General features: G+C 34.2%; 22 protein-coding genes, 3 tRNA genes and 2 other RNA genes. 17 read left to right on the plus strand and 10 right to left on the minus strand.

Translation table 11 applies throughout. The annotated features are described in order from the left end of the window. Window positions 1-64: 64 nt before the first annotated feature. The 5 genes from AC5LWZ_RS01610 to AC5LWZ_RS01630 form a co-directional block, all read right to left on the minus strand. Window positions 65-214: a hypothetical protein gene (locus tag AC5LWZ_RS01610; protein WP_493464168.1), complete on the minus strand. Its 150-nt coding sequence runs from the start codon at window positions 212-214 to the stop codon at window positions 65-67. A 235-nt stretch (window positions 215-449) separates the two neighbouring features. Next, a complete protein-coding gene (locus AC5LWZ_RS01615) occupies window positions 450-1,997 on the minus strand; it encodes a restriction endonuclease FokI C-terminal domain-containing protein (protein ID WP_198222622.1) in 1,548 nt (515 codons plus the stop codon). 30 nt (window positions 1,998-2,027) lie between these two features. After that, window positions 2,028-2,987 carry a restriction endonuclease PLD domain-containing protein gene (locus AC5LWZ_RS01620; protein ID WP_198222624.1) on the minus strand — a complete coding sequence of 320 codons (960 nt, stop codon included), beginning with the start codon at window positions 2,985-2,987 and terminating at the stop codon, window positions 2,028-2,030. Between the two features lie 4 nt (window positions 2,988-2,991). Next, window positions 2,992-4,050, minus strand: coding sequence for a DNA cytosine methyltransferase (locus AC5LWZ_RS01625; protein WP_198222626.1), 1,059 nt, complete (start codon window positions 4,048-4,050; stop codon window positions 2,992-2,994). A gap of 991 nt (window positions 4,051-5,041) precedes the next feature. Next, window positions 5,042-5,117, minus strand: a tRNA-Phe gene (locus tag AC5LWZ_RS01630). Window positions 5,118-5,276: 159 nt separating this feature from the next. Here AC5LWZ_RS01630 and AC5LWZ_RS01635 point away from each other — a divergent pair. The 3 genes from AC5LWZ_RS01635 to groL all read left to right on the plus strand — a co-directional run bounded on the left by AC5LWZ_RS01635 (window position 5,277) and on the right by groL (window position 7,851). After that, complete coding sequence (locus AC5LWZ_RS01635) at window positions 5,277-5,717, plus strand: FxsA family protein (protein ID WP_110448772.1); 441 nt, start codon at window positions 5,277-5,279, stop codon at window positions 5,715-5,717. Between the two features lie 146 nt (window positions 5,718-5,863). Then, window positions 5,864-6,157 carry a co-chaperone GroES gene (locus AC5LWZ_RS01640; RefSeq protein ID WP_034901049.1) on the plus strand — a complete coding sequence of 98 codons (294 nt, stop codon included), beginning with the start codon at window positions 5,864-5,866 and terminating at the stop codon, window positions 6,155-6,157. Between the two features lie 47 nt (window positions 6,158-6,204). Continuing rightward, on the plus strand, window positions 6,205-7,851 hold the full coding sequence (groL, locus tag AC5LWZ_RS01645) for a chaperonin GroEL (RefSeq protein ID WP_065613631.1): 1,647 nt from the start codon (window positions 6,205-6,207) through the stop codon (window positions 7,849-7,851). Window positions 7,852-7,935: 84 nt separating this feature from the next. Here the strand turns inward: groL and AC5LWZ_RS01650 are convergent, their stop codons facing one another. From AC5LWZ_RS01650 to rlmN, 3 genes are read right to left on the minus strand one after another with little or no spacing between them, the layout of a single operon-like run. After that, window positions 7,936-8,514 carry a manganese efflux pump MntP gene (locus AC5LWZ_RS01650; RefSeq protein WP_493463868.1) on the minus strand — a complete coding sequence of 193 codons (579 nt, stop codon included), beginning with the start codon at window positions 8,512-8,514 and terminating at the stop codon, window positions 7,936-7,938. A 51-nt stretch (window positions 8,515-8,565) separates the two neighbouring features. After that, window positions 8,566-9,180: a hypothetical protein gene (locus AC5LWZ_RS01655; RefSeq protein WP_493463869.1), complete on the minus strand. Its 615-nt coding sequence runs from the start codon at window positions 9,178-9,180 to the stop codon at window positions 8,566-8,568. Between the two features lie 19 nt (window positions 9,181-9,199). Next, complete coding sequence (gene rlmN / locus AC5LWZ_RS01660) at window positions 9,200-10,390, minus strand: dual-specificity RNA methyltransferase RlmN (protein ID WP_065579081.1); 1,191 nt, start codon at window positions 10,388-10,390, stop codon at window positions 9,200-9,202. A gap of 100 nt (window positions 10,391-10,490) precedes the next feature. On the opposite strand from rlmN, the gene AC5LWZ_RS01665 reads away from it, so the two are divergent. Then, window positions 10,491-11,243 carry a M15 family metallopeptidase gene (locus tag AC5LWZ_RS01665; protein WP_493463870.1) on the plus strand — a complete coding sequence of 251 codons (753 nt, stop codon included), beginning with the start codon at window positions 10,491-10,493 and terminating at the stop codon, window positions 11,241-11,243. Here AC5LWZ_RS01665 and AC5LWZ_RS01670 read toward each other — a convergent pair. Together AC5LWZ_RS01670 and AC5LWZ_RS01675 are read right to left on the minus strand one after the other, a co-directional pair. Then, the gene (locus AC5LWZ_RS01670) at window positions 11,240-12,544 is read right to left on the minus strand and encodes an ATP-binding protein (RefSeq protein ID WP_294913425.1); all 1,305 of its coding nucleotides are present in this window, start codon (window positions 12,542-12,544) and stop codon (window positions 11,240-11,242) included. The genes AC5LWZ_RS01665 and AC5LWZ_RS01670 overlap by 4 nt on opposite strands. 18 nt (window positions 12,545-12,562) lie before the next feature. Beyond that, window positions 12,563-13,243, minus strand: coding sequence for a response regulator transcription factor (locus tag AC5LWZ_RS01675; protein WP_034901087.1), 681 nt, complete (start codon window positions 13,241-13,243; stop codon window positions 12,563-12,565). A 380-nt stretch (window positions 13,244-13,623) separates the two neighbouring features. On the opposite strand from AC5LWZ_RS01675, the gene AC5LWZ_RS01680 reads away from it, so the two are divergent. The 13 genes from AC5LWZ_RS01680 to AC5LWZ_RS01740 all read left to right on the plus strand — a co-directional run bounded on the left by AC5LWZ_RS01680 (window position 13,624) and on the right by AC5LWZ_RS01740 (window position 22,116). Continuing rightward, window positions 13,624-14,919, plus strand: a complete 1,296-nt coding sequence (locus tag AC5LWZ_RS01680) for an L-cysteine desulfidase family protein (protein WP_086364460.1) — start codon at window positions 13,624-13,626, stop codon at window positions 14,917-14,919. 124 nt (window positions 14,920-15,043) lie between these two features. Beyond that, a tRNA-His gene (locus AC5LWZ_RS01685) sits at window positions 15,044-15,119 on the plus strand. Window positions 15,120-15,150: 31 nt separating this feature from the next. Continuing rightward, window positions 15,151-15,227, plus strand: a tRNA-Pro gene (locus AC5LWZ_RS01690). 34 nt (window positions 15,228-15,261) lie between these two features. Then, window positions 15,262-15,392, plus strand: a non-coding RNA gene (locus AC5LWZ_RS01695) — RtT sRNA. Window positions 15,393-15,427: 35 nt separating this feature from the next. Next, window positions 15,428-15,559, plus strand: a non-coding RNA gene (locus AC5LWZ_RS01700) — RtT sRNA. Window positions 15,560-16,032: 473 nt separating this feature from the next. Continuing rightward, window positions 16,033-16,755 (plus strand): GntR family transcriptional regulator, encoded by a 723-nt coding sequence (locus AC5LWZ_RS01705; protein WP_146208350.1) that lies wholly within the window; start codon window positions 16,033-16,035, stop codon window positions 16,753-16,755. Beyond that, on the plus strand, window positions 16,752-17,435 hold the full coding sequence (locus tag AC5LWZ_RS01710; protein WP_110448765.1) for a GntR family transcriptional regulator: 684 nt from the start codon (window positions 16,752-16,754) through the stop codon (window positions 17,433-17,435). The genes AC5LWZ_RS01705 and AC5LWZ_RS01710 overlap by 4 nt, the downstream gene beginning before the upstream one ends. Before the next feature lie 14 nt (window positions 17,436-17,449). Next, on the plus strand, window positions 17,450-17,917 hold the full coding sequence (locus AC5LWZ_RS01715; protein ID WP_065613642.1) for a PTS sugar transporter subunit IIB: 468 nt from the start codon (window positions 17,450-17,452) through the stop codon (window positions 17,915-17,917). 17 nt (window positions 17,918-17,934) lie between these two features. Beyond that, entirely contained in the window at window positions 17,935-18,768 is an 834-nt protein-coding gene (locus tag AC5LWZ_RS01720) for a PTS mannose/fructose/sorbose/N-acetylgalactosamine transporter subunit IIC (RefSeq protein WP_110448764.1), read from the plus strand. Then, window positions 18,749-19,573: a PTS system mannose/fructose/sorbose family transporter subunit IID gene (locus tag AC5LWZ_RS01725; RefSeq protein ID WP_110448763.1), complete on the plus strand. Its 825-nt coding sequence runs from the start codon at window positions 18,749-18,751 to the stop codon at window positions 19,571-19,573. Before AC5LWZ_RS01720 ends, AC5LWZ_RS01725 begins: the two co-directional genes overlap by 20 nt. Before the next feature lie 13 nt (window positions 19,574-19,586). Next, entirely contained in the window at window positions 19,587-20,666 is a 1,080-nt protein-coding gene (locus AC5LWZ_RS01730) for an SIS domain-containing protein (RefSeq protein WP_493463871.1), read from the plus strand. 2 nt (window positions 20,667-20,668) lie between these two features. After that, a complete protein-coding gene (locus tag AC5LWZ_RS01735) occupies window positions 20,669-21,667 on the plus strand; it encodes an SIS domain-containing protein (RefSeq protein WP_065613650.1) in 999 nt (332 codons plus the stop codon). Window positions 21,668-21,684: 17 nt separating this feature from the next. Further along, window positions 21,685-22,116, plus strand: coding sequence for a PTS sugar transporter subunit IIA (locus AC5LWZ_RS01740; protein WP_493463872.1), 432 nt, complete (start codon window positions 21,685-21,687; stop codon window positions 22,114-22,116). Window positions 22,117-22,236: the final 120 nt, after the last annotated feature.

The raw sequence follows: 22,236 nt of genomic DNA on the forward strand, positions 1-22,236 counted from the left end.
TGATAAGTATTGTCTAGTTACGAATTGCCCATTGTTTAGGCCTAGTGGTTTCCAAAGTATTTACCTAGAATTGAACTATTTTCTTGTACAGTAATTTAACGTTGTCTTGTTCTAAACGCAATATTAGGCGTTTTCCATCATCATATGATATTTCAAAAAGCTCATCACTTGATGGGGAAAAACTAGTTCTTACTATGTTTACAGGTACAAGAATGTAAGCTTGGTTTGGCCCTCTATTTTTCTATGTCACCAATTTAAAACAAAACTTAAATGTGTTTTCCCGGTTTTTGAGCTCAATAGAGATAAATTTATGGTGCCTATAATTGACACAATTATTCCCTCTAAAAATACATGCTACCAATAATCATTTATTAAAAAAACTAAAAAAAACAATGTTATAATAATTTATAAAATATTTATAAAAATAAAAGATAAAATAATAAACTAACTCATAAATCAGCTTGTAATACTCTTCTATTAAGACTAAATATATCTCTAATTCGTTGTTGTGTATAAGGATTACTTGTATGCTCATAAACTAGATTTATCATTGTAGATATATTAATAGCACTTCCATTAATACCGGTTTCGTTAACAACTCTATTTAGTTGTATATTTATATTGGAGCCAAATCCCCCGGCTATATAAGAAAAGAAGCTAAGTGGATAAGTACCATTATAATAATTGTTAAGCTGACCAATATAATTATAGACCATCCTGTTATGATGATCATTAGTTATACTATATTTACTATATGCTTTATTATCTAAAATAGCCGAATAACCTTCATCATCAGAAAGTAATAACACATCAGGTGTCAAACCTTTTGGTCCTACATGCCTAGCTGTAAAACCAAAAACATTTTGAAATAAATCTACCGTTGCTAATTCAAAATCAGTGGCTTGCTCTCTACCTTTGAAAGCCATTTCAAAATATTCTGACAAAAAAGCACCAATAGCTCCTTGTGGATATAATTCTTGTAGGCAATCTTCGACTAGATCAGGTAAAAATCCTGTTTTTTCACAAATTTTGTCTATGAGAGTACTAGTAATTTTACTTATTGGCATTTTTACTGATTCAGTAATAAATGCCTGTTTGATTTTATTAATTGCAATAACTCTCGTTGAAATTCCATGTATATTTAACAAATTACGTGTATCTTTTCGATGTTTTGGATCCACACCAAATTTTCTTTGAAAATATTCATGTTGTTCAGGACGGTCAATGAATGGAGAATCAGACAACAGTTGATTAATCTCATCTATTTTATCCTCAATAATTCTTATCCTATGGTCTTCAGTATCCCTTTTGACTAATTGAGTATATTCCAACCAGTTAATTATAGTGTTAGCAATGTCTAATAGGTGATCAAAACTATTTTTTGAGCCTCGGCTTGAAGAATATTTTTCAAAAAAATTTTTAGCTAAAATTGCATCACCATCATTTCTAAATTTAATTATTTGTTGAACAATATATTCAAAACATTTAGCACTTTCATTTTCTGCTTCAACAACGACAATTTTTGCAATTTCCTCTTCTGATAAACTTTCAATTCTAGAATCTGATAATAATTTTAACAAAAACTTGAAAGGTCTTATTTTAAAACGAACCGAAACATTTACTCCGCTACTTAATGAATAAGAAGAAGGGAACTGGTATTTGATAATTTGATTTTTTAATACTTCAACTGGAGAATCACCATTCATTATTGCTTCCCCAGCTAAGGTTAATTTTATTTTTTTAGTATTTTCTTGTACAAAAATTAAACCTAAACTTACTAACCAAGCTTTATAGGTTCTACCTCCACCACCTGTTTGATCTCGCCGATCTCCAGTACGTTTTAATCCAGCTTCTTCGAGGGCGTCTTCTAATGACATATGAATTTCTCGTTGTCCAATCCATTCTTGATTTAATGAAATATCAGAAAAAGTTGCCAATACTTCTGGAACTGAATTCAAACGTCTTTTAGGTCGTGTTACCCACCAATAATTTAGCACTTATATTTCTCCGTGAAACAAATTTGATTATTAATGCGGTGAAAAATCCATATAAAATTGTTCTTCATCTAATTTATAAAAAGTTACATCCGTTCTACCATAATCTTCTAAGTGTTGTCTGGTTACGAACTGTCCATTGTTAAGGCCTAGACGATTTCTAAAGTATTCTCCTATCAACGAATTGTTCATTGGTGTTGTTATCGCTTTATCACCTTGTTGCTGGACTCTTAAAACCAAATTTTTATGATCATCAGTTAAAACTGAAAAATGTCTTTTTTCTAGGGGAAAAAATCCAGATCTTGCTATTCTTGAAGGAACAGGAATGTAAGCTTGGTTTGGCTCTCTACCATTTCTTTGTCCCCAATTTAGGCCAGAATGCCTGTGTGTTTCACCAGTTTTTGAGTCCAAGAGAGAAAGGGTTACATTTTCAATGCTGTCATCAAAAATAATAGCTGAATTTTCGATTTCATTCTCTAAAACAGGATGAGATGCTCTTAACATAATATAATCTTCGATTTCATTATGGTTACAAAACATCACATCACAAATCAAACCATTATAATATTGAAAAGCCAGGTAAGGCTCACAAGGTGTCATATATTCTCTTCTCCCTAAACTGAAACCTGCTTGAGAATAATTAGCTGACCCTGTATATGCTTCTGTTGGTAAATCATTATCTAGCCAAATATAAATTTTACTGTGAACGGGAGCGTGTTCAATTATGTACTGACATTGAAAATTAGAATAGATATCATCGTTATTTTCATGAATATCTTTGAAACCTTGATGAATATCTTCCTTTAATCCATCATATAAGGCCATGCCAACAATTAATTCTATATCAATTGTTGGTAAACCTAATTCTTTAATTCTTTTTAAATGCCAAGATGCCATCGTATGAGAAGCGTAGCCTGAAACTATTAATAGCCGATTGGCTCCTCTACGAATTGGCTCTATCAATATCCTATTAATTAAATCCTGATTAAACATTTACCTATTCACTTATATTAGGTTCAACAGAATCATAATCAATTTTAGCAAAGCTATTCAAAATAGCATCAAATATTATTTTTGCGCCTTGACAAGGAACAGCCATACCAATTTGTTTTCGCACACTTTCTTTGGAACCTAAAAATTCATAAGAATCAGGAAATGTTTGTAATCTTGCTCGTTCCCTATTTGTCAAAGCCCGTGGCTCTTCCCAATGATATATGTGAGTACCTCCACCACCACTACCTGTAACAGTGTATGCAGGTTTGGAAGGATCAAGTCTTTTATAAATTTGACTCATCCTAGCCCCTTTAACATTCAATTGCAATGCTTTCGGTAAATCTGCTGTAAAAGCATTTTGTCCAGGTAAAATATGTTTCAATCTTTCAACAACAACTTTAGACTGCTTTGTCATTTCATTGTTAAATGCATCAGTAGGAATTGGGGGGGTTTCTATAGCATTTTTACAAGTATTATCTACTTTTAAATAAGGACGAGGGGATGGTACTCTGAAAGATACGGTTTTACTTAAATCCAACCTAATTCCAACAATAATTATTCGATGTCTAGCTTGGGGAATACCATATTCTTCAAATTTATATAAATGTGGAACAACTACATAACCCGCATCTTTTAATTCAGATAAAATCTGCGTAAAAGCTTTTCCATCATTTGCATTTCTTAGACCTCCTACATTTTCAGCCAAAAACCAATCAGGTTGAAAATGTTTTAATGCTTTAACTCCATAGGAATACAAGGGTCCATAGACTCCATCAATCCCCTTTTGTTCTCCTACAATACTATAGTCATTACACGGAAAACCAAATGCTAATGCATCAATAGGTGTTAAATTTTCCATATTTAACTTTCTTATATCTTCATGAAATACCGACTTACTTTTACCATCACAAATATTGTGAGCATAGGTAGCACAAGTATCTCTGTCATAATCATTTGCCCATTCATGAACTATAGTAAGTTTTTCGTCTAAACTACTTGCATTTATTGCCCCATAAGCTAATCCACCTGGACCACAAAATAGCTCACCTAATTTATACTGCATTTTAACTCCATTAGTTTCATGCCTATCTTTTTTAGCAAAAAGATTCATTATATTTTGAATCGAATTTATTTTTTCTCACCCAATAATTCACAATTATAAAAAGGATTCTGATTTTTAGATATACATAAGCTACTATCAATTTATTCTGAAAGTTCATATAATTCTAGTAAATTTATTTTATAACGAGCCTATAGCTTTTTTAATACCTCGGGCGATGGTTCTTTCACTTTATCTAATTCTATTCTATTTAACATAGTGGATTAATATCTGTTACATAAGAAACGTTATTTAAATCGAAGTTAAATTTATACCTTTGGTTTCTTAGGAAACGACCTAATACTCCGCCACTGTAAGTAAATACAGTATCATTTTTGCGGCGATTTCGCAATAAATATACAAATATTGTAATGATTTCACCACAATACTCTTCTGGTACACATTTTTCATCATAATCATTACAAAAACTTTTACCAGTGTAATAAATATAATTATCCGAATAAAATGTACTATTTTTTTAGCGTGTAATATCATGACTGTAACGTTCATAATCAAAGTAGTTACTTAAATTACCTAGTTCTTTTAAACTATACAGCCACTTTCTGCAATTTAAGTTATCAGATAAATTAATTAAGTCAGTAATAGAATTAATATAATCTCCGACATCAATAACTACTTCATAAATTTCTAATTCAGCATAATTTAACTCTTCAAGTTTTTATGCCGAATGATTTTATTTATTAAGGTTAATAAATATGATGATAAATTATGGTTTACTTTATTATAGGATTAATATTACATGGAATTAGGTATTAATTTATCGTATTAGTTAAAAAATATCGTCGAGAAGTCCATATGTTTAAAGCCATTGTTCACTTGATTTTGGGTTAATTAAGTTGAACTCGGTTGAATAGTGAAATAAGGTGCAAGGTTTATTGGAAAAGGCTTTAGACATAAAAAAACCTGCTAGAAGCAGGTCTTAAAATTTGGTGATTGGTGCCCGGACGCGGAATCGAACCACGGACACGGGGATTTTCAATCCCCTGCTCTACCGACTGAGCTATCCGGGCAACAATGGAGCTGTATTAAACACGATTAGAGATTATTCGTCAATCCCTTTTGTGAGATATTTTTAAAAATATATACTGTTTGGTTGAAATTTAGCTAATCGTCACCATTTTAATAACTAATTGAAAATAATGTCGCTCTATATTTAGAGGAATTTTGGTATGCGAGTTATTGGTTTTATTATATTTTTTATTTATGTTTATTGTGAGATTAGTTTTTTTATCGCAATTGCTAATTCAGTGGGGGTATTGCTTGCATTAATCGGAATTATTGCTACCTCGATTATTGGTTTTTCATTAATTAAAAAGCAAGGGTTAAAAAATTTAAGCCTTATGCAACAAAAGATTGCTAATCAACAAAACCCAAAAGAAGAAATTATTAACAGTGTTTCGCTATTATTTGCTGGTTTTTTCTTATTTATTCCAGGTTTTCTAACGGATATCTTAGGGGGGATTTTATTAATTCCATATGTTCAGGAATATATTGTGCGCTTTATTGTTAAAAAACTTCCTACTAAAGTTTATTCATTTTCTTCTAGTCGCAATGTACAAGTAAATAATGATGTGATAGAAGGAGAATTTGAACGGAAAGATGATGAATAATTAATCAATTAGAAAATTTTTTTATTTTATTCTCTTGAAGAATATAAATTAATCCCCATCTAATATGCACTATATAATACATATCATAATTTTATGATTTATTGTTAATAATTACTTAAGTAAAAATTAGTGCTAGGAGATAACTAATGAAAATTCGTCCATTGCATGATCGTGTGATCATTAAACGCAAAGAAGTAGAATCAAAATCAGCTGGCGGTATTGTGTTAACTGGCTCAGCAGCAGGTAAATCAACACGTGGTGAAGTTTTAGCTGTTGGTAATGGTCGCATTTTAGAAAATGGTCAAGTTCAACCATTAGATGTTAAAGTTGGTGATATCGTAATTTTCAATGAAGGATATGGCGTTAAAACAGAAAAAATTGATAACGAAGAAGTGCTTATCTTATCAGAAAGCGATATTTTAGCCATTGTTCAAGAATAACTGGCAGATAATTTAACTTATATACAGAATTTAGGAGAAATACGAAGATGGCAGCTAAAGATGTAAAATTTGGAAATGACGCTCGTGCTAAAATGCTTAAAGGCGTTAATGTATTAGCTGATGCAGTTAAAGTAACTTTAGGTCCAAAAGGACGTAATGTTGTATTAGATAAATCATTTGGTGCGCCAACTATCACTAAAGATGGTGTATCAGTTGCTCGTGAAATCGAATTAGAAGATAAATTCGAAAACATGGGTGCGCAAATGGTTAAAGAAGTAGCTTCAAAAGCAAACGATGCAGCAGGTGATGGTACCACTACTGCAACTGTACTTGCGCAAGCTATCGTTAACGAAGGTTTAAAAGCAGTTGCTGCTGGTATGAATCCAATGGATTTAAAACGTGGTATTGATAAAGCAGTAGTTGCAGCAGTTGAAGAGCTTAAAAAATTATCTTCACCATGTGCTGATTCTAAAGCGATTGCACAAGTTGGTACTATTTCAGCAAACTCTGATGAAACAGTTGGTACTTTAATTGCTCAAGCAATGGAAAAAGTAGGTAAAGAAGGTGTTATCACTGTTGAAGATGGTACTGGTTTACAAGATGAACTTGATGTTGTTGAAGGTATGCAGTTTGACCGTGGTTATTTATCTCCATATTTCATCAACAAACCAGAAACTGCGACTGTTGAATTAGATAGTCCGTATATTTTATTAGCAGATAAAAAAATCTCTAATATCCGTGAATTATTACCAGTATTAGAAGCCGTTGCTAAAGCAGGTAAATCTTTATTAATCATCGCTGAAGATGTTGAAGGCGAAGCATTAGCAACATTAGTTGTGAATACTATGCGTGGTATTGTTAAAGTTGCAGCGGTTAAAGCACCTGGTTTTGGTGACCGTCGTAAAGCAATGTTACAAGATATCGCAATCTTAACTGCTGGTACTGTAATTTCTGAAGAAATTGGTTTAGAGCTTGAAAAAGCAACACTTGAAGATTTAGGTCAAGCTAAACGTGTGGTTATCAATAAAGATAACACAACTATCATCGACGGTGTTGGTGAAGAATCATTAATTAATGCACGTGTTGAACAAATTCGTAAACAAATCGAAGAATCAACTTCTGATTACGATAAAGAAAAACTTCAAGAGCGTGTGGCTAAATTAGCTGGCGGTGTTGCAGTAATTAAAGTTGGTGCAGCAACTGAAGTTGAAATGAAAGAGAAAAAAGCACGTGTTGAAGATGCATTACATGCGACTCGTGCAGCAGTTGAAGAAGGTGTTGTTGCTGGTGGTGGTGTTGCGTTAGTTCGTGCTGCTTCTGCAATTTTAGACCTTAAAGGTGCAAACGAAGATCAAAACGTTGGTATTAAAGTTGCTCTTCGTGCAATGGAAGCGCCATTACGTCAAATCGTTACTAACTGCGGTGAAGAAGCTTCTGTTGTGGTCAATGCGGTTAAAGGCGGTAAAGGTAACTATGGTTACAATGCCTCAACTGAAGAATATGGTGATATGATTGCCATGGGTATTTTAGATCCAACTAAAGTAACACGTAGTGCATTACAATATGCTGCATCAGTAGCAGGTCTTATGATCACAACTGAATGTATGGTTACTGATTTACCTAAAGATGATAAAGCTGACTTAGGTGCTGCTGGTGGTATGGGCGGCATGGGAGGAATGGGCGGAATGATGTAATTCCCCTATTTAACCAGTCAAAATAAAAAACCACTCCAATATGTGAGTGGTTTTTTTATATCTAAACTTAAGTAAAGAATAAAATTATATAGTGAGATGTTGGTACAATGTTATTGAACCGATGACAATAAGAACGATGCCACCGATAAATGATGCTTGTTTACCAATTAAACAACCAATTTTTTTACCTAGCAATAAGCCCAACGTAACCATGATACAGGTTGCAAGTCCAATCATGGTGGCGGCAATATAAATATTAACGCTGGCAAGTGCTAATCCGACACCAACAGCAAATGCATCAATACTTGTTGAAATCGCAGTAAGAACTAATATTAAAAATGATTTTTTCGATGAAGGAAGTGGTTTTGCATCACAGTTGTCATCGTTATCTTCCTTAAAACTATGATAGATCATGTTTAGACCTAACAATAACATGACGGTAAAAACAATCCAATGATCCCATCTTTCAATATATTGTAGGGCAATATAGCCAATTAACCAGCCTAGTAATGGCGTCATGGCTTCAACAAAACCAAATAAGATCCCCACTTTTAATGCGCCTAAAAACGGCGTTGATTTTAGTGATACGCCACGACAAATCGCTACCGCAAAGGCATCTGTAGACATGGCTAATGCTAGCAGTAAAATAGCCAAAAAACTCATGATATATACTCTTGCTTCCAGTGATGTTAATTTTAATTTTGTATTTATAATTTATTTTTTTGATACTAAAAATAGATAGTTAGCTATCTTGTTGTCGCCTTTATTTTTATAAAGTTCGGCTGTTTTTGCTACATTAGTTCGACGACTGGCATCATATGCAAAAAGTTGTTTAAACATTAGATCTGCCGTTTTCTTATCGCCGTTTTGGATAGCACAATAACCATATTGCTCATAGGTATCTGCTTTCCAGCGGTGCCGATCTAGTTCTAGACTTTTGGCAAATTGTTGTTTCGCTTCTTGGTAACGATCTCTACCACATAAAAAGGAGCCGTAGTGCACACGATATAAACCATTACCTGGTTGCATTAATGTGATTCGTTTATAAATCATCTCTGCTTCATTATATTCACCAACATGTTGATCAAACATTGCCATTGCTAGCATGATTTGAGGATTATTGGGTGAATACTGAGCTGCCAATTTTAGATTATAATGTGCTGCTTTAACGTTATCTTCAGATTCATTGGCTTTGGCTAAATAACCTAAACCTAATCGCATTCTTGCTAACGCAGCGGTTTCTGGGTCAAAATCCTCACGACCATTCATTTGACAGCCTGATAGCATTAGCATGACCAAACTGCTTAATGCTATTAATGCGTTTTTCATGTACAACTCCTCGGTTATTTTAGGCGGTTTGTTGAACAAGATTTTGCTTTTTATAAAGCGTTCGTTTGGTACGATCTACAACTTCGCCAGCAAGTTGACCACAAGCTGCATCAATATCATCGCCACGGGTCTTCCGAACGATAACCGTAAATCCATACCCCATTAATGTTTTCATAAACCGATCAATTCGAGTGTTTGAACATCGCGCATAAGGCGCACCAGGGAAAGGATTCCATGGAATTAAATTGATTTTACTTGGTACATTTTTCAGGAATTTAGCCAACTCATGGGCATGTTCAACACTATCATTGATCTGGTTGAGTAATACATATTCGATGGTCACTTTACCATGATTAGCATTCGAGGTTGAAAGATAACGTAAAATTGAATCACGTAACATTGCCATATTATATTTTTGGTTAATTGGCATAATCTCACTACGAATTTCATCATTTGGTGCATGTAATGAAATAGCTAATGCTACATCAATCATGCCAGCTAATTTATCTAAAGCGGGTACGACACCAGAAGTAGAAAGTGTCACGCGTCTTTTGGATAAACCATAACCAAAATCATCTAGCATAATTTCCATTGCTGGTGCGACATTGGATAAGTTAAGTAAAGGTTCACCCATTCCCATCATAACAACGTTAGTGATAGGTCGATCGGCTAATTTACCTGTTACGCCAATGGCATTTGATGCGCGCCAAACTTGGCCAATAATTTCAGATACGGTTAAATTACGGTTAAAACCTTGTTGCGCTGTTGAACAGAATTTACATTCCAAAGCACAGCCCACTTGTGATGAAACACATAAGGTCGCACGATCACGTTCAGGAATATAAACTGATTCAATCATTTGATTATTGCCTACATCTAAAGCCCATTTTATAGTGCCATCGGATGAACGTTGCTCGATGGCAATTTTAGGAGCTTTAATTTCAGCTAATTTTTTTAATTGCTCACGTAATTTTTTGTTAATGTCGGTCATAAGATCGAAATCATCTATCCCAAAATGATAGATCCATTTCATCACTTGATCCGCTCTAAATGGTTTTTCTCCTAACGAAATAAAAAATTCTCTTAACTGTTGTCTGGTAAAGTTAAGTAAGTTTATTTTTTCGTTAGTTGGATTGGTGGTGTTTTGATTAGTTGTATTTGTCACGTCCAAACAATTATCAGACGATTTATGTGTAGCTGATGTTAACATATGGCCTCGTTTTTACACATTATGGCTATTTCAATTTTTAGGGAAAGGATTATACTGGTTTTCACCCTGTCTGGCTAATATAATATTAATTAGAATCTAAATGATGAAAAAAATAATAACATTGAAAACAGTTACTCATTTTAGCTCAACTTTAACTTTACTCTTATGTTCAACCTTTGCTATGGCACAATCTATTCCATTAAATAAACTTACTGGGCAATTTGATGAAAAAAAAGATAGTAATTATATTGCTCTTGACTCAACAATATTACCAGTAAACAAAAAAGGTATGTATTTACAGAAGGAACCAACTGAGCAGTTGATTAAGGCTTATAATGATTTTAAAAAATCTTATCCTAATATTCCTTTTATTGTAGTGAGTGCTACGCGTAATTACACCTATCAAAATGGTATTTGGCAACGTAAGTGGGATGCATTATTACCTAAGTTGAATAATCCACAAAAAATTGCTGAACAAATTTTAAAATTATCTTCAATGCCTGGTACATCAAGACATCATTGGGGAACAGATATTGATATTACTAGTGTATCGTCTGAATATTTTAAAAATGATAAACAGGGAATTATTTTGTATCAATGGCTTCGTGAAAATTTACCGAAATATGGTTTTTGTCAACCATTCAGTGAGGGACGAAAAGGGGGCTATTTGCCAGAAGAGTGGCATTGGTCATATAAACCAATCGCCAAACAATATCTTGCTGAATATAAAGCAATACTTGATAGGAATCCACAGATGATTATGCAAAATCTGAATTTTACTGGTTACGATAAAATTACCTTAGAAAGTCTGGTAAAAGAGTATGTATTAACCGTTAATCCGGATTGTTATTAATTTTTTCGCCAATAAGGTAGTTTGATTGTTACCACTAAACCACCACCATCGCGATTATTAGCTTGAATAGTGCCGTTATGCATAATAACGGTCTTTCTGACGATGGCTAGACCTAGTCCATAGCCTTTACCTAACTGTGCTGACTGAATACGGACAAAGGGTTCAAAAATACTCGATAATTTGCTGGCATCGACACCCGGACCACGATCTTTAACTTCAATTTGTAAATATTTTCCTGCTTCTTTTAATGATACCTCAACCGTTTGGCCTGCATTAGAAAAGCGGATAGCATTACGAATAATATTTTCAATCGCGCGTCGTATCTGTTCAGAATTACCTTTAACAATAGAGTGATTAATGGATGATAAGTTAAACTCTACTTCAATAGATTGGTGATTGGCTTCGTAGTTGGCATCATTAACCACTACACCAATTAACTCTTTTAAGTCAAAGTATTCATCGGTTCGATTATTCATTTCTGCACGTGAATAATTAAGAATCTCACCAATTAATTGATCTAATCGTTGCGACTCTAACTCAATTCTAGCTAAAGCTGTATCGATATTTTGTTTATTTTGTTGGGCAAGACCGATTGCCAATTGTAAGCGGGCCAGAGGGGTTCTGAGTTCATGAGAAACATCATGAAGTAGCGCTTGACGATCAGATATTAAGATGTTGAGTTGCTCAACCATCATATCAAAATCTTTACCTAATTCACTCAGTTCATCACGACGAGGTTTTAACTTTTTAAATAACCGAACCGACAGATCACCTTGCGATACACGGAAAAATCCTTGCCTTAGTAATTTCATTGGTCTAGTTAAGTTCCATGCTAAAAATAGGCTGAATACTAAACCAACACAGATCCCCATTAACAAAATAGGGGTCGGCATATTAAATAAAGTTTTATTTTTGCTATTGCTATGATCGGTTTTATCGTCTTTAAATGATACCGAATAGAGGGTGCCATCCGGTGCCACAGCCATCCGCTGATATACATACGAACTAGGTTCTAATTCATCTGTGATGATATTAACTTGATCATATTGCGGAGACACCAATTTTATTGACAATAAAGCCCGCTCACGTTCGGGCAAATGTGCAATAAAATTGAGTGTTTCATCTTCACCGGCAACATGCAATAATTGAGCAATCATATCCACTTTAGTCGGCATATGATTTAAGAATCGTTGATTTCTACTTTCTATATAATAAGAGAAAGCAATCCAAGTTAATTGGAAAGTAAGATAAAAAATTATCCAAAATATAACCAGTATTTTCCAAAATAATCGACGATTCATAGCAAACCTATGGCTTGATTAACGGATACGATAGCCAACCGCTCTTATTGTTTCAATGGTCACATCATTTTGTGCTACTTGATGTAGTTTTTGGCGAATATTGCTGATATGAACATCGACGCTGCGATCATATAATTCTCGAGCACGACCCAGACCTATTTCAGACAATTCTTCTTTAGTTACCACTCGCTCACTATGTTTAACGAGTAAAACTAACAAGTTAAATTCAGTAGAGGTGAGATCTATTGGTTGACCGTTCCAAGTACAAAGTCGTTGTGGTAGATCTAAAGTTAAGCCATTAAAATGATATTTTTTCTCATCAACTAATTCGACTGAACGTTCGTCAAACCGACGTAACACCGCTCTCAATCTTGCCAATAATTCACGTGGGTAACATGGTTTTGGAATGTAATCATCAGCACCTAATTCTAACCCTAATACGCGATCAATATTATCACCTTTGGCAGTTAACATAATAACTGGCATATTACATTGTTGACGAATGCTTTTTAGGACATCAATGCCATTAATATCAGGTAACATCACATCTAAAATTGCTGCACGATATTTACCTGATAGCGCTTCATCAATACCATCCTTACCTAAATAAACACTTTTAATATTAAAACCTTCATTGGTTAAATATTCGCTAAGCATTTGTGATAATTCTACATCATCATCAATTAATAAAATATTTATCATATCTCGCCATTATTATTTAATTTTTGATAGTTACATTATTGCAATAATAAAAAAAAAGTCAGGTAGTTTTACTAAAATATTACATATTTTGAACTATTCCTGATTAATTTATTTACTATGCAGTTAAGTATAGATGTTTCAGATTTAGTCTATTTTTGTCGTGTATGTTTTAAACAAAAAGTGATTGAATAAAATCTGTTTATAGTGGTTTAACGTATTAATAAAATCAGTATTGAACTGATAAATTATGTTCACTTACTCTTTAATATGTGAGCTTAACATTCAGTTTTCAAGTTAAATAGAATAAAATAATTACTTAATTTCATGGCTAAACGTTTTACTTGCTAACATTACGGTTAGTAATATGGAGATAAAAAATGGAACAACAAGTAATGTGGCAACAATTAATCAAATTGGTGAAGCATGAAGTCTTGCCAGCACTTGGTTGCACTGAACCTATCTCACTTGCTTTAGCTGCTGCTACGGCAACTCAATATATTGATAAAAATAAAATTAGCCACATTGATGCTTATGTCTCGCCCAATTTAATGAAAAATGGCATGGGTGTTACGGTTCCAGGCACTGGTATGGTGGGATTAGCTATTGCAGCGGCCATCGGCGCCATTGGTGGTGATGCTGGGGCAGGCCTTGAAGTCCTTAAAAATATAACTCAGCAACAGATCGAACAAGCTAAAACGATGCTCAATGAGCATAAAATTAATGTGCAAATTGCCGATAATAATACCGCTATTTATTCTGAAGCTAATATTTATACTAATCATGATCATGTCCGCGTCTGTATTGAAAGCTCACATACTAATGTGATTTTGATTGAAAAAAATGGCGAAATAATTTTTAAAGCCGATAACCAAAAGCAAGATGATTCGAAAGACGCGGCTATCATCAAATTGATGTCGGTAAAACAGATATATGAATTTGCCTCGCAGGCTGATTTTGCTGATATCGAATTTATTTTACACTCAGCAGAATTAAATGATGCCTTATCTCAGGAAGGCTTAAGACGAGATTATGGCTTAAGTATTGCGGCGACATTACATGAACAAACTAAAAATGGCTTATTAGCTGATGATCTATTGTCTAAAGTGATTATTCGTACTACTGCTGCATCAGATGCTCGCATGGGTGGTGCAACGTTACCAGCTATGAGTAATTCAGGTTCAGGCAATCAAGGTATTACTGCAACTATGCCAGTCGTTGTTGTTGCCGATTATTTAGAGTCAACGCCAGAACAATTAGCGAGAGCGCTTATTTTATCGCATACCATTGCCATTTATATTCATAGTAAATTTCCGCCATTATCAGCTCTTTGTGCAGCCTCAACAGCGGCCATGGGATCGGCTGCCGGTATGGCGTGGTTACTGGGTAAAGGCCAATATGAGGCAGTTGATATGGCCATATGTAACATGATTGGTGATTTGTCTGGAATAATTTGTGATGGTGCGTCAAATAGCTGTGCAATGAAAGTTTCAACCTCGGTTTCATCCGGGTTTAAAGCTGTATTAATGGCGCTAAACCGAATTCGTGTTACAGGTAATGAAGGTATTGTTTGTGATAGTGTTGAAACTTCAATTAATAATTTAGGGGCGATTGTTAGCAATAGTATGAAAGCAACTGACACTCAGATAATTGATATTATGTCGCATAAAGCCTAATTTTTTTGAAAAATGCTAAAAGAATAACCTTTTAACGCTTTTAATATGACCAATTGGTATTATTTTTAAAAAATATGCTGGACAATATTATTTTTTATGCGTAATATTTCGTCCTGCTTCTATGGTGGCTATAGCTCAGTTGGTAGAGCCCTGGATTGTGATTCCAGTTGTCGTGGGTTCGAGTCCCATTAGCCACCCCATTTTATATTTAGAATGTGAAGCAATTTCTGACGGCGAGTAGCGCAGCTTGGTAGCGCAACTGGTTTGGGACCAGTGGGTCGGAGGTTCGAATCCTCTCTCGCCGACCAATTTAATAAGAAAGCCTACTCATTTGAGTGGGCTTTTTTATTATTACAACGATGCATTTGATTCGAACCGATAAGAGGTTCGAGCCGAGTAGCACGAGACAGCGTTGCTTTAGCAACGACCCGTAGGGCGAGCATGAAATGTGAGTCAATCCTCTCTCGCCGACCAATTTAATAAAAAAGCCTACTCATTTGAGTGGGCTTTTTTATTATTACAACAATGCATTTGATTCGAACCGATAAGAGGTTCGAGCCGAGTAGCACGAGACAGCGTTGCTTTAGCAACGACCCGTAGGGCGAGCATGAAATGCGAGTCAATCCTCTCTCGCCGACCAATTTAATAAGAAAGCCTACTCGTTTGAGTGGGCTTTTTTATTACTACAACAATGTATTTGATTCGAACCGATAAGAGGTTCGAGCCGAGTAGCACGAGACAGCGTTGCTTTAGCAACGACTAGACATTTTTATCCTTCTAAATTATCTAAGCTGTAACTATGCATGTTTACCATGCTCTTTATAATTAACTCTACAAACACTTTATACTTCGTTCCTTCTTATGACTTGATAAAATTGCGTTTTTACATTGAGTTTTCTTCAAATCTTCCTTTATTGTAAATCAAATAAACAGATACATTTTTAAATATATCATATTGATTTAATTATAAATAATTATAAAAACTGTGATCTATGCAACAAATTTGGTACTTAAAATTGACAACATGTATTTTTTTGTTTATTTTTTAACAATGTTTACGTTATATTAACGTATATCTATTTTATAAAAAAGTCCATCAATGGAGTGTGTTTTTTGGAATATCGTGAAATAGCTTCAAAAACTTATGTTGAAGAACAGATTAAAGCTAATCCGACTATTGTCAGTAAGAAATTGACAGAACGAGCACTAGCAGAACATTTTGGTGTAAGTCGTACAACAATAAGAAACGCTTTAAATGATTTAGCTATGGAAGGTTATGTATTCCAAAATGATACTGATGTGGAACCACATAAAATTTTTGAGATTAATATGTTAAAAATGTCTTCTTTCAGTGAAGAAGTTAAAAAAGAAGACGATATTGACCTTAATATTAAAGTTCTCACCAATCAAATTATTAATATGCCAGCTGAATTGCGGTCTTTTTTTGGTTCGAATGAAAAATTGATTAGAATTGTTCGGCAAAGGATATTAAACAAAACTCCGCTTTCCTACGAAGTAACATATTTACCATCTAATAGATTTAAAGGTTTAGAACAAGTCGATTTGAATAATGTTTCTCTTTATCAATTTTTGAAAGAGCATTATCCATTCAAGCCAAGTCACGGTCGTGAAGAAATTACTTATGAGTCAGCAACCGAAGATAAAGCCAAATATTTAGGGGTTATTGAAGGAACACCGATTTATAAAGTATCGAGTAATAGCTTTGATATTAACTTTCAACCATTTGAACATACCGAGCAATATCTAGCAGGAAAACGATTTAAATATCATCTATCGGCGAAAAATATCTTCAATTATGGAGAAAAACAATTATGAAATTGTTTGAAAAAATTGCTGATCATTTAATGGGGCAGATCAACTCGGGTCAATATGGTGTGGGTGCGGAGCTCCCCCCAGAAGTTCAATTACAAAAAGATTTTGATGTCAGTCGTACTACTGTTCGTAAAGCTATTGACCTATTAGTAGAAAAAAATTTGGTTGTACGAAAAAAAGGGATTGGTTTATTTGTTGCACCAATGCTGTCTACCCAAAATATTCTTGAGATGACTGGTATTATTAAACCTGGCACTTATCAACATCATAAAAAAATTCTTAAAGAGAATTATTTAAGAAAAGCTGGCCCTTACTATAGCCAGTTATTAAAGATAAAACCGTCAGCACTAATTTATTATATTAGTTTTTTAGAAGTTGCTAAAACTAGTGTAGTAAAAGAGATTTTTCTTTTACCCCTTCACTATTTCCCTGATTTTCAAGTTTCAATAATAAAAGTGCTATCAGCACTTGAAATTACTAATTCGGGTAAGAAAAAAGTCGATAAATTAGAACAAGATTTACAGCTAATTGTTGCCAATGCCGAATTGGCTAAGCAATTACGCTGCCAAATTGATGAACCATTATTTAAAGTGTCTAATCACTATTTTGATATAAATAGCGAACCGATTGCTATTGAATACAAATTCGCTAGTAATACCAAATATGTGGTGGATTTCACCTAGGAGGAAGAAAACCAATGATTAAATTGTTACGTGTCGATCACCGCTTATTGCATGGTCAGGTTGTTGTTTCATGGTTCGATAATGTTGGAGCTAATACTATTTTAGTTGCCAACGATGCTGTTGCTAATGATGAATTTCGTAAATCAGCGATCCGATTAGCTAAACCTGAAAATGCCAAACTAGTCATGAAGTCAATTGATGACAGTATTGGCGCTATTAATTCTGGTGTAACAGATAAATATCAGATGTTAATTGTGGTGGAATCGGTAGAGGATGCAGAAAAACTCATCCGAGGAACTCAAGGACAAATAACTAGTCTTAATTTAGGAGGAACTAAACCTCGTGAAGGAACCAAAAATTATTCTAAAACAATTAATTTGACAGAGTTAGAAGCGGACTTATTAGCTGGATTACAACAAGATGGTGTTGAAGTGTATATACAACAGATCCCAAGTGAATCTAAGCAAAAATTTGAAAAATAGACAAAAAGGAATACAAAATGAGTATTGTTATTACAGCAATTATTTTGGCCTTGATTGCTATGTTAGCCAATGGTGAATACTTTTTAGGTTCATCTATGTTATCAAGGCCTTTAGTTACTTGTACCTTAGCAGGGCTAGTAATGGGGGATGTTACACAAGGAATTATCATCGGTGCGACATTAGAGTTGGCGTTTGTTGGTTCTTTTTCTATTGGTGCATCTATTCCTCCAGAAATTATTTCAGGTAGTGTATTAGGAACTGCGTTTGCGATTGGTGCCGGTAAAAGTACGGCAGTAGCCTTAACTTTAGGGATTCCAATTGCTTCTTTGGTTTTAGTGGTTAAAAACTTATGTTTCTTGTTCATTTTACCTTACTTTGTACATAAAGCAGATAAGTATGCTAGTGAAGGTAATGGTAAAGGCGTTGATCGCATGAATATTTTCGGCGGTTTCTTTTCTATCAACCTACCAATTGGTTTAGTTGTTGGTTTTTCTTACTTATTTGGTAGTGAAGCAATAAAAAGCTTACTTGATGTGATCCCTGAGTTTGTCATTAACGGTTTAGGAATTGCAACAGGCTTATTACCTGCATTTGGTTTTGCTATGTTAATGAAGATTATGATCAAAAAAACCAATGCGACATTCTTTATTCTTGGTTTTGCTGTAGCAGTATATATGAAAGTACCTGTCACTGGTGTTGCCGTTTTTGGCGCTTGTATGGCGTTAATTCTAACCGGTTACTCTTCATTTACCGGCAAAAAACTTACCACCTCAGACAATCAAGAAGTTAATAATCAATCAGGCAATGCTTTAGTAGGACAGGAGATCAATTATGAAGATGAAGAATTCTAATTTAATTACTAAAAAGGATTTAATGCGAACATTTTGGCGTTCTTTCACTGCTGAGTGGTCATGGAACTATGAACGACAAATGAATTTAGGTTATTCTTTTGCGATTCGTCCTGCTTTAGAAAAAATTTATAGCCAAAAACCAGAACAATTAACTACTGCTTATCAACGACATTTAGAGTTTTATAATGTTACGCCATGGTTAATTACTTTCCCATTAGGTATTTCTATTGCTATGGAAGAGCAAAATGCCGTAAATGAAAATTTTGATGAAAGTTCAATAAATGACGTCAAAATTGCATTAATGGGACCACTAAGTGGTTTGGGAGATTCATTCTTCTGGGGAACATTACGGGTTATTGCAACCGGTATTGGTACTTCACTGGCGATGCAAGGTAATATCTTAGGGCCACTACTATTTTTATTAATTTTCAATATTCCAGCCATTATTGCTCGTTATTTTGGTCTATTTATTGGTTATAACATTGGTGCATCTTTTATTGAAAAAGTACAAAAAACTGGCTTGATGGATAAATTGTCTTATGGAGCATCTATCTTGGGGCTCTCGGTGGTAGGGGCCATGGTGGCGACGATGGTGACATTAAATATGCCACTAACCATTGGCTCAGGCTCTGATGCAACGTCATTACAGGATATTTTCGATGGCATTGTTCCGCAAATATTGCCGTTATTATTTACTTTATTTATCTTTTTATTAGACAGAAAAGGACTAAAAGCACATTGGATCTTATTACTGATTGCTGGTATTGGTATCTTTGGTGCTTGGAGTGGATTACTAGGTCAATAAAAGGGACGATTTAATGAAAAGTATTGCTGATTATGTAGCATTAGAACCTGAATACTATCAAAATATTTTAGACAATTATCAAACATTGTTTGTTGATACTATTGATTCAAGTAAAATTAAACAATTTAACTCAATTGTTATCTTTGCTACTGGTTCAAGTTCTAACGCAGCTTATGGGGCGAGACCTTTAATGAGTAAAATCTTAAAAGTTCCCGTTTATATTGAAGATCCTTCAATCGCTGCTAATTATTTACATTACAGCGATCCTAATACCCTCTATTTTGCTATTTCACAAGGAGGGGAAAGCTATTCAACGATTCATTTAGTTGAAGAGTTTATCAAGAATAATCAAACTATCTATACGCTTACCAGTAATCCTGATAGCCCATTATATAAAATTAGCAATAATGTATTATCTATGGGCATTCCTATTGAGGAAATGCCTTATGTCAGTGCTGGTTATAGCGTTACGATACTTGATTTGATATTAATTGCTTTAGTCATTGCACAAAAAAATGGCAGCATGGATGATCAACAATTTGCCAGTTATTTCGATCAACTTAGAAAAGTTGCAGGTTTGCTACCTAAAGTTATCGAACAATCCCAAGCTTGGGTAAATCAATATCAACACAAATTTTATCATTCTCAACGAGTCATATTTATTGGCTACGGTGCAACCTATGGTATTGCTCGAGAAGGCGAAACAAAATTCACCGAAACTATACGTAATAATGCTTTCGGTAAAGAACTCGAGGAGTATATGCATGGCCCATATTTAGGTTTACATGAGAATGATAATATCGTTTTTCTTGAGCCGCATGGCGTGTTATCTAACCGTGCTGAATTGTTAAAAGTATTTTTAACAAAACATGTTAAAAATATTTCTACGATTTACGCCAATAACAGTAGCAACGTTAAACAAGACGATTTGTGTCTTAATATTGATATAGATGAACTGTACGCATCATTATTTATGACAATACCAATTCATCTATTAAGTTACCAAGTTTCACGATTAAAAGGTCATAACCTTGAAAAATCAACCTATCCAGAATTTGATGAAATAACTAGCTCAAAAATTAAGAGGATTTAAAAATGAGAAAATATGACGAAAAGAAAGAATTAGATAGCATGAATGGTGCATTAGCATTAAGACCACAAATTAATGAATTTATTGATAAAATCCACGCGCGTGGTTATAGCAACGTTTGTTGGTTAGGTATTGGTGGTACTTATGCATCATCAATGCAAGCAGTTGTACATATGAAAGAAAAAACAGCGATTGAGACTTTTGTGCAACACGCTGCTGAATATTTAGTAACTGGTAACAAACGTATTACTAAAGATACGCTTATCATTATTTCATCTGTAACTGGCACAACACAAGAAGTGGTTGCTGCTATTGAAAAAATTCAAAAAGAAGTTGGTTCAACTGTATTTGCTTTTATGGATAAAGCCGATACTCCATTAGGAAATATGGCTGATCATGTAGTTGTTTATCCAATGAATGAACAATTAAAATTCTTTATGACAGCTGATCGTTTAATGTTTTTAGCTGGAGAATTCCCTGATTATGACGAGTTCTACCAACAAATGGATCAACATTTTGCTAAAAATATTGTTGCCGTTGCGAAAAAAGCCGATAAATTTGGTCAAGAAGTTGCTGAAAAACATCATAATGATCCAATGCACTATTTTGTTGGCGCAGGTAATCAATGGGGGGCAACTTATTCTCATGCTATGTGTTATTGGGAAGAACAACATTGGTTACGTTCAAAATCAATTGAGTCAGCGGAATTTTTCCATGGTACATTAGAAGTTATTGATCGTGATACTGCGGTAACCGTTTATGTTGGTGAAGATACTCAACGCCCATTAAGTGAAAGAGTCGCTAAGTTCTTACCGCAAATTTGTGGTAATTATACTATTATTGATACCAAAGATTATGAATTACCGGGTATATCAGAAAAATATCGTGGCAATCTTTCACCATTTGTTTTCCGTGCTATTAATAATCGTATCGATGCTTATGTTGAACATTTAAATCGTCATCCAATGTCAATCCGTCGTTACTATCGTTGTTTAGATTACTAAAATAGGAACTTAAATCGATGATTTCTGTATTAGTCAGTACACATGGTTCAACAGCGAAAAGCTTAATTGAAACGACTGAAATGATTTGTGGTAAACAATCTCAGTGTGAAGCGGTTTCGTTTGCAATGGGGCAGTCAACAGATGATTTTCAACAACAACTGCAACAAAAGCTAGAAGAGTTACAGCATTTTGGCTCAGAAATTGTATGTTTTGTTGATTTAAAAGGTGGAACACCATTTAATACTTTAGTTAGATTGATGGCTGATTTTCCTAATATAGAAATAGTCACTGGTGTAAATGTCCCTATGTTGTTAGAAACCTTTATGCAACGCTCTGACGCAAATCTAGTAACATTGTTACCAGATATTATACAAGCCGGAACTCAAGGGATTGAGCGGTATAATATTGCAGCAATGGCAGCAGATGAACCAAGTGATGAAGATTTCTAAAATTGACAACGCACAAAACTACAATAAGCCCGATAATTCGGGCTTTGTTTTATCAAAAACCAATTATCTAAATTACAATAATAATCTATCTTTTAGACGAAGAGTTAGCCAAAGCGAATG

Source organism: Gilliamella sp. LMG 34362, assembly GCF_984569125.1.

Excerpts from the sequence above, each read along its gene's own strand:
- AC5LWZ_RS01620 (WP_198222624.1), bottom strand. The coding sequence starts at position 2,987 with ATGTTTAATCAGGATTTAATTAATAGGATATTGATAGAGCCAATTCGT.
- AC5LWZ_RS01625 (WP_198222626.1), bottom strand. The coding sequence starts at position 4,050 with ATGCAGTATAAATTAGGTGAGCTATTTTGTGGTCCAGGTGGATTAGCT.
- AC5LWZ_RS01635 (WP_110448772.1), top strand. The coding sequence starts at position 5,277 with ATGCGAGTTATTGGTTTTATTATATTTTTTATTTATGTTTATTGTGAG.
- AC5LWZ_RS01640 (WP_034901049.1), top strand. The coding sequence starts at position 5,864 with ATGAAAATTCGTCCATTGCATGATCGTGTGATCATTAAACGCAAAGAA.
- groL (WP_065613631.1), top strand. The coding sequence starts at position 6,205 with ATGGCAGCTAAAGATGTAAAATTTGGAAATGACGCTCGTGCTAAAATG.
- AC5LWZ_RS01650 (WP_493463868.1), bottom strand. The coding sequence starts at position 8,514 with ATGAGTTTTTTGGCTATTTTACTGCTAGCATTAGCCATGTCTACAGAT.
- AC5LWZ_RS01655 (WP_493463869.1), bottom strand. The coding sequence starts at position 9,180 with ATGAAAAACGCATTAATAGCATTAAGCAGTTTGGTCATGCTAATGCTA.
- rlmN (WP_065579081.1), bottom strand. The coding sequence starts at position 10,390 with ATGTTAACATCAGCTACACATAAATCGTCTGATAATTGTTTGGACGTG.
- AC5LWZ_RS01665 (WP_493463870.1), top strand. The coding sequence starts at position 10,491 with ATGATGAAAAAAATAATAACATTGAAAACAGTTACTCATTTTAGCTCA.
- AC5LWZ_RS01670 (WP_294913425.1), bottom strand. The coding sequence starts at position 12,544 with ATGAATCGTCGATTATTTTGGAAAATACTGGTTATATTTTGGATAATT.
- AC5LWZ_RS01680 (WP_086364460.1), top strand. The coding sequence starts at position 13,624 with ATGGAACAACAAGTAATGTGGCAACAATTAATCAAATTGGTGAAGCAT.
- AC5LWZ_RS01710 (WP_110448765.1), top strand. The coding sequence starts at position 16,752 with ATGAAATTGTTTGAAAAAATTGCTGATCATTTAATGGGGCAGATCAAC.
- AC5LWZ_RS01715 (WP_065613642.1), top strand. The coding sequence starts at position 17,450 with ATGATTAAATTGTTACGTGTCGATCACCGCTTATTGCATGGTCAGGTT.
- AC5LWZ_RS01720 (WP_110448764.1), top strand. The coding sequence starts at position 17,935 with ATGAGTATTGTTATTACAGCAATTATTTTGGCCTTGATTGCTATGTTA.
- AC5LWZ_RS01725 (WP_110448763.1), top strand. The coding sequence starts at position 18,749 with ATGAAGATGAAGAATTCTAATTTAATTACTAAAAAGGATTTAATGCGA.
- AC5LWZ_RS01730 (WP_493463871.1), top strand. The coding sequence starts at position 19,587 with ATGAAAAGTATTGCTGATTATGTAGCATTAGAACCTGAATACTATCAA.
- AC5LWZ_RS01735 (WP_065613650.1), top strand. The coding sequence starts at position 20,669 with ATGAGAAAATATGACGAAAAGAAAGAATTAGATAGCATGAATGGTGCA.
- AC5LWZ_RS01740 (WP_493463872.1), top strand. The coding sequence starts at position 21,685 with ATGATTTCTGTATTAGTCAGTACACATGGTTCAACAGCGAAAAGCTTA.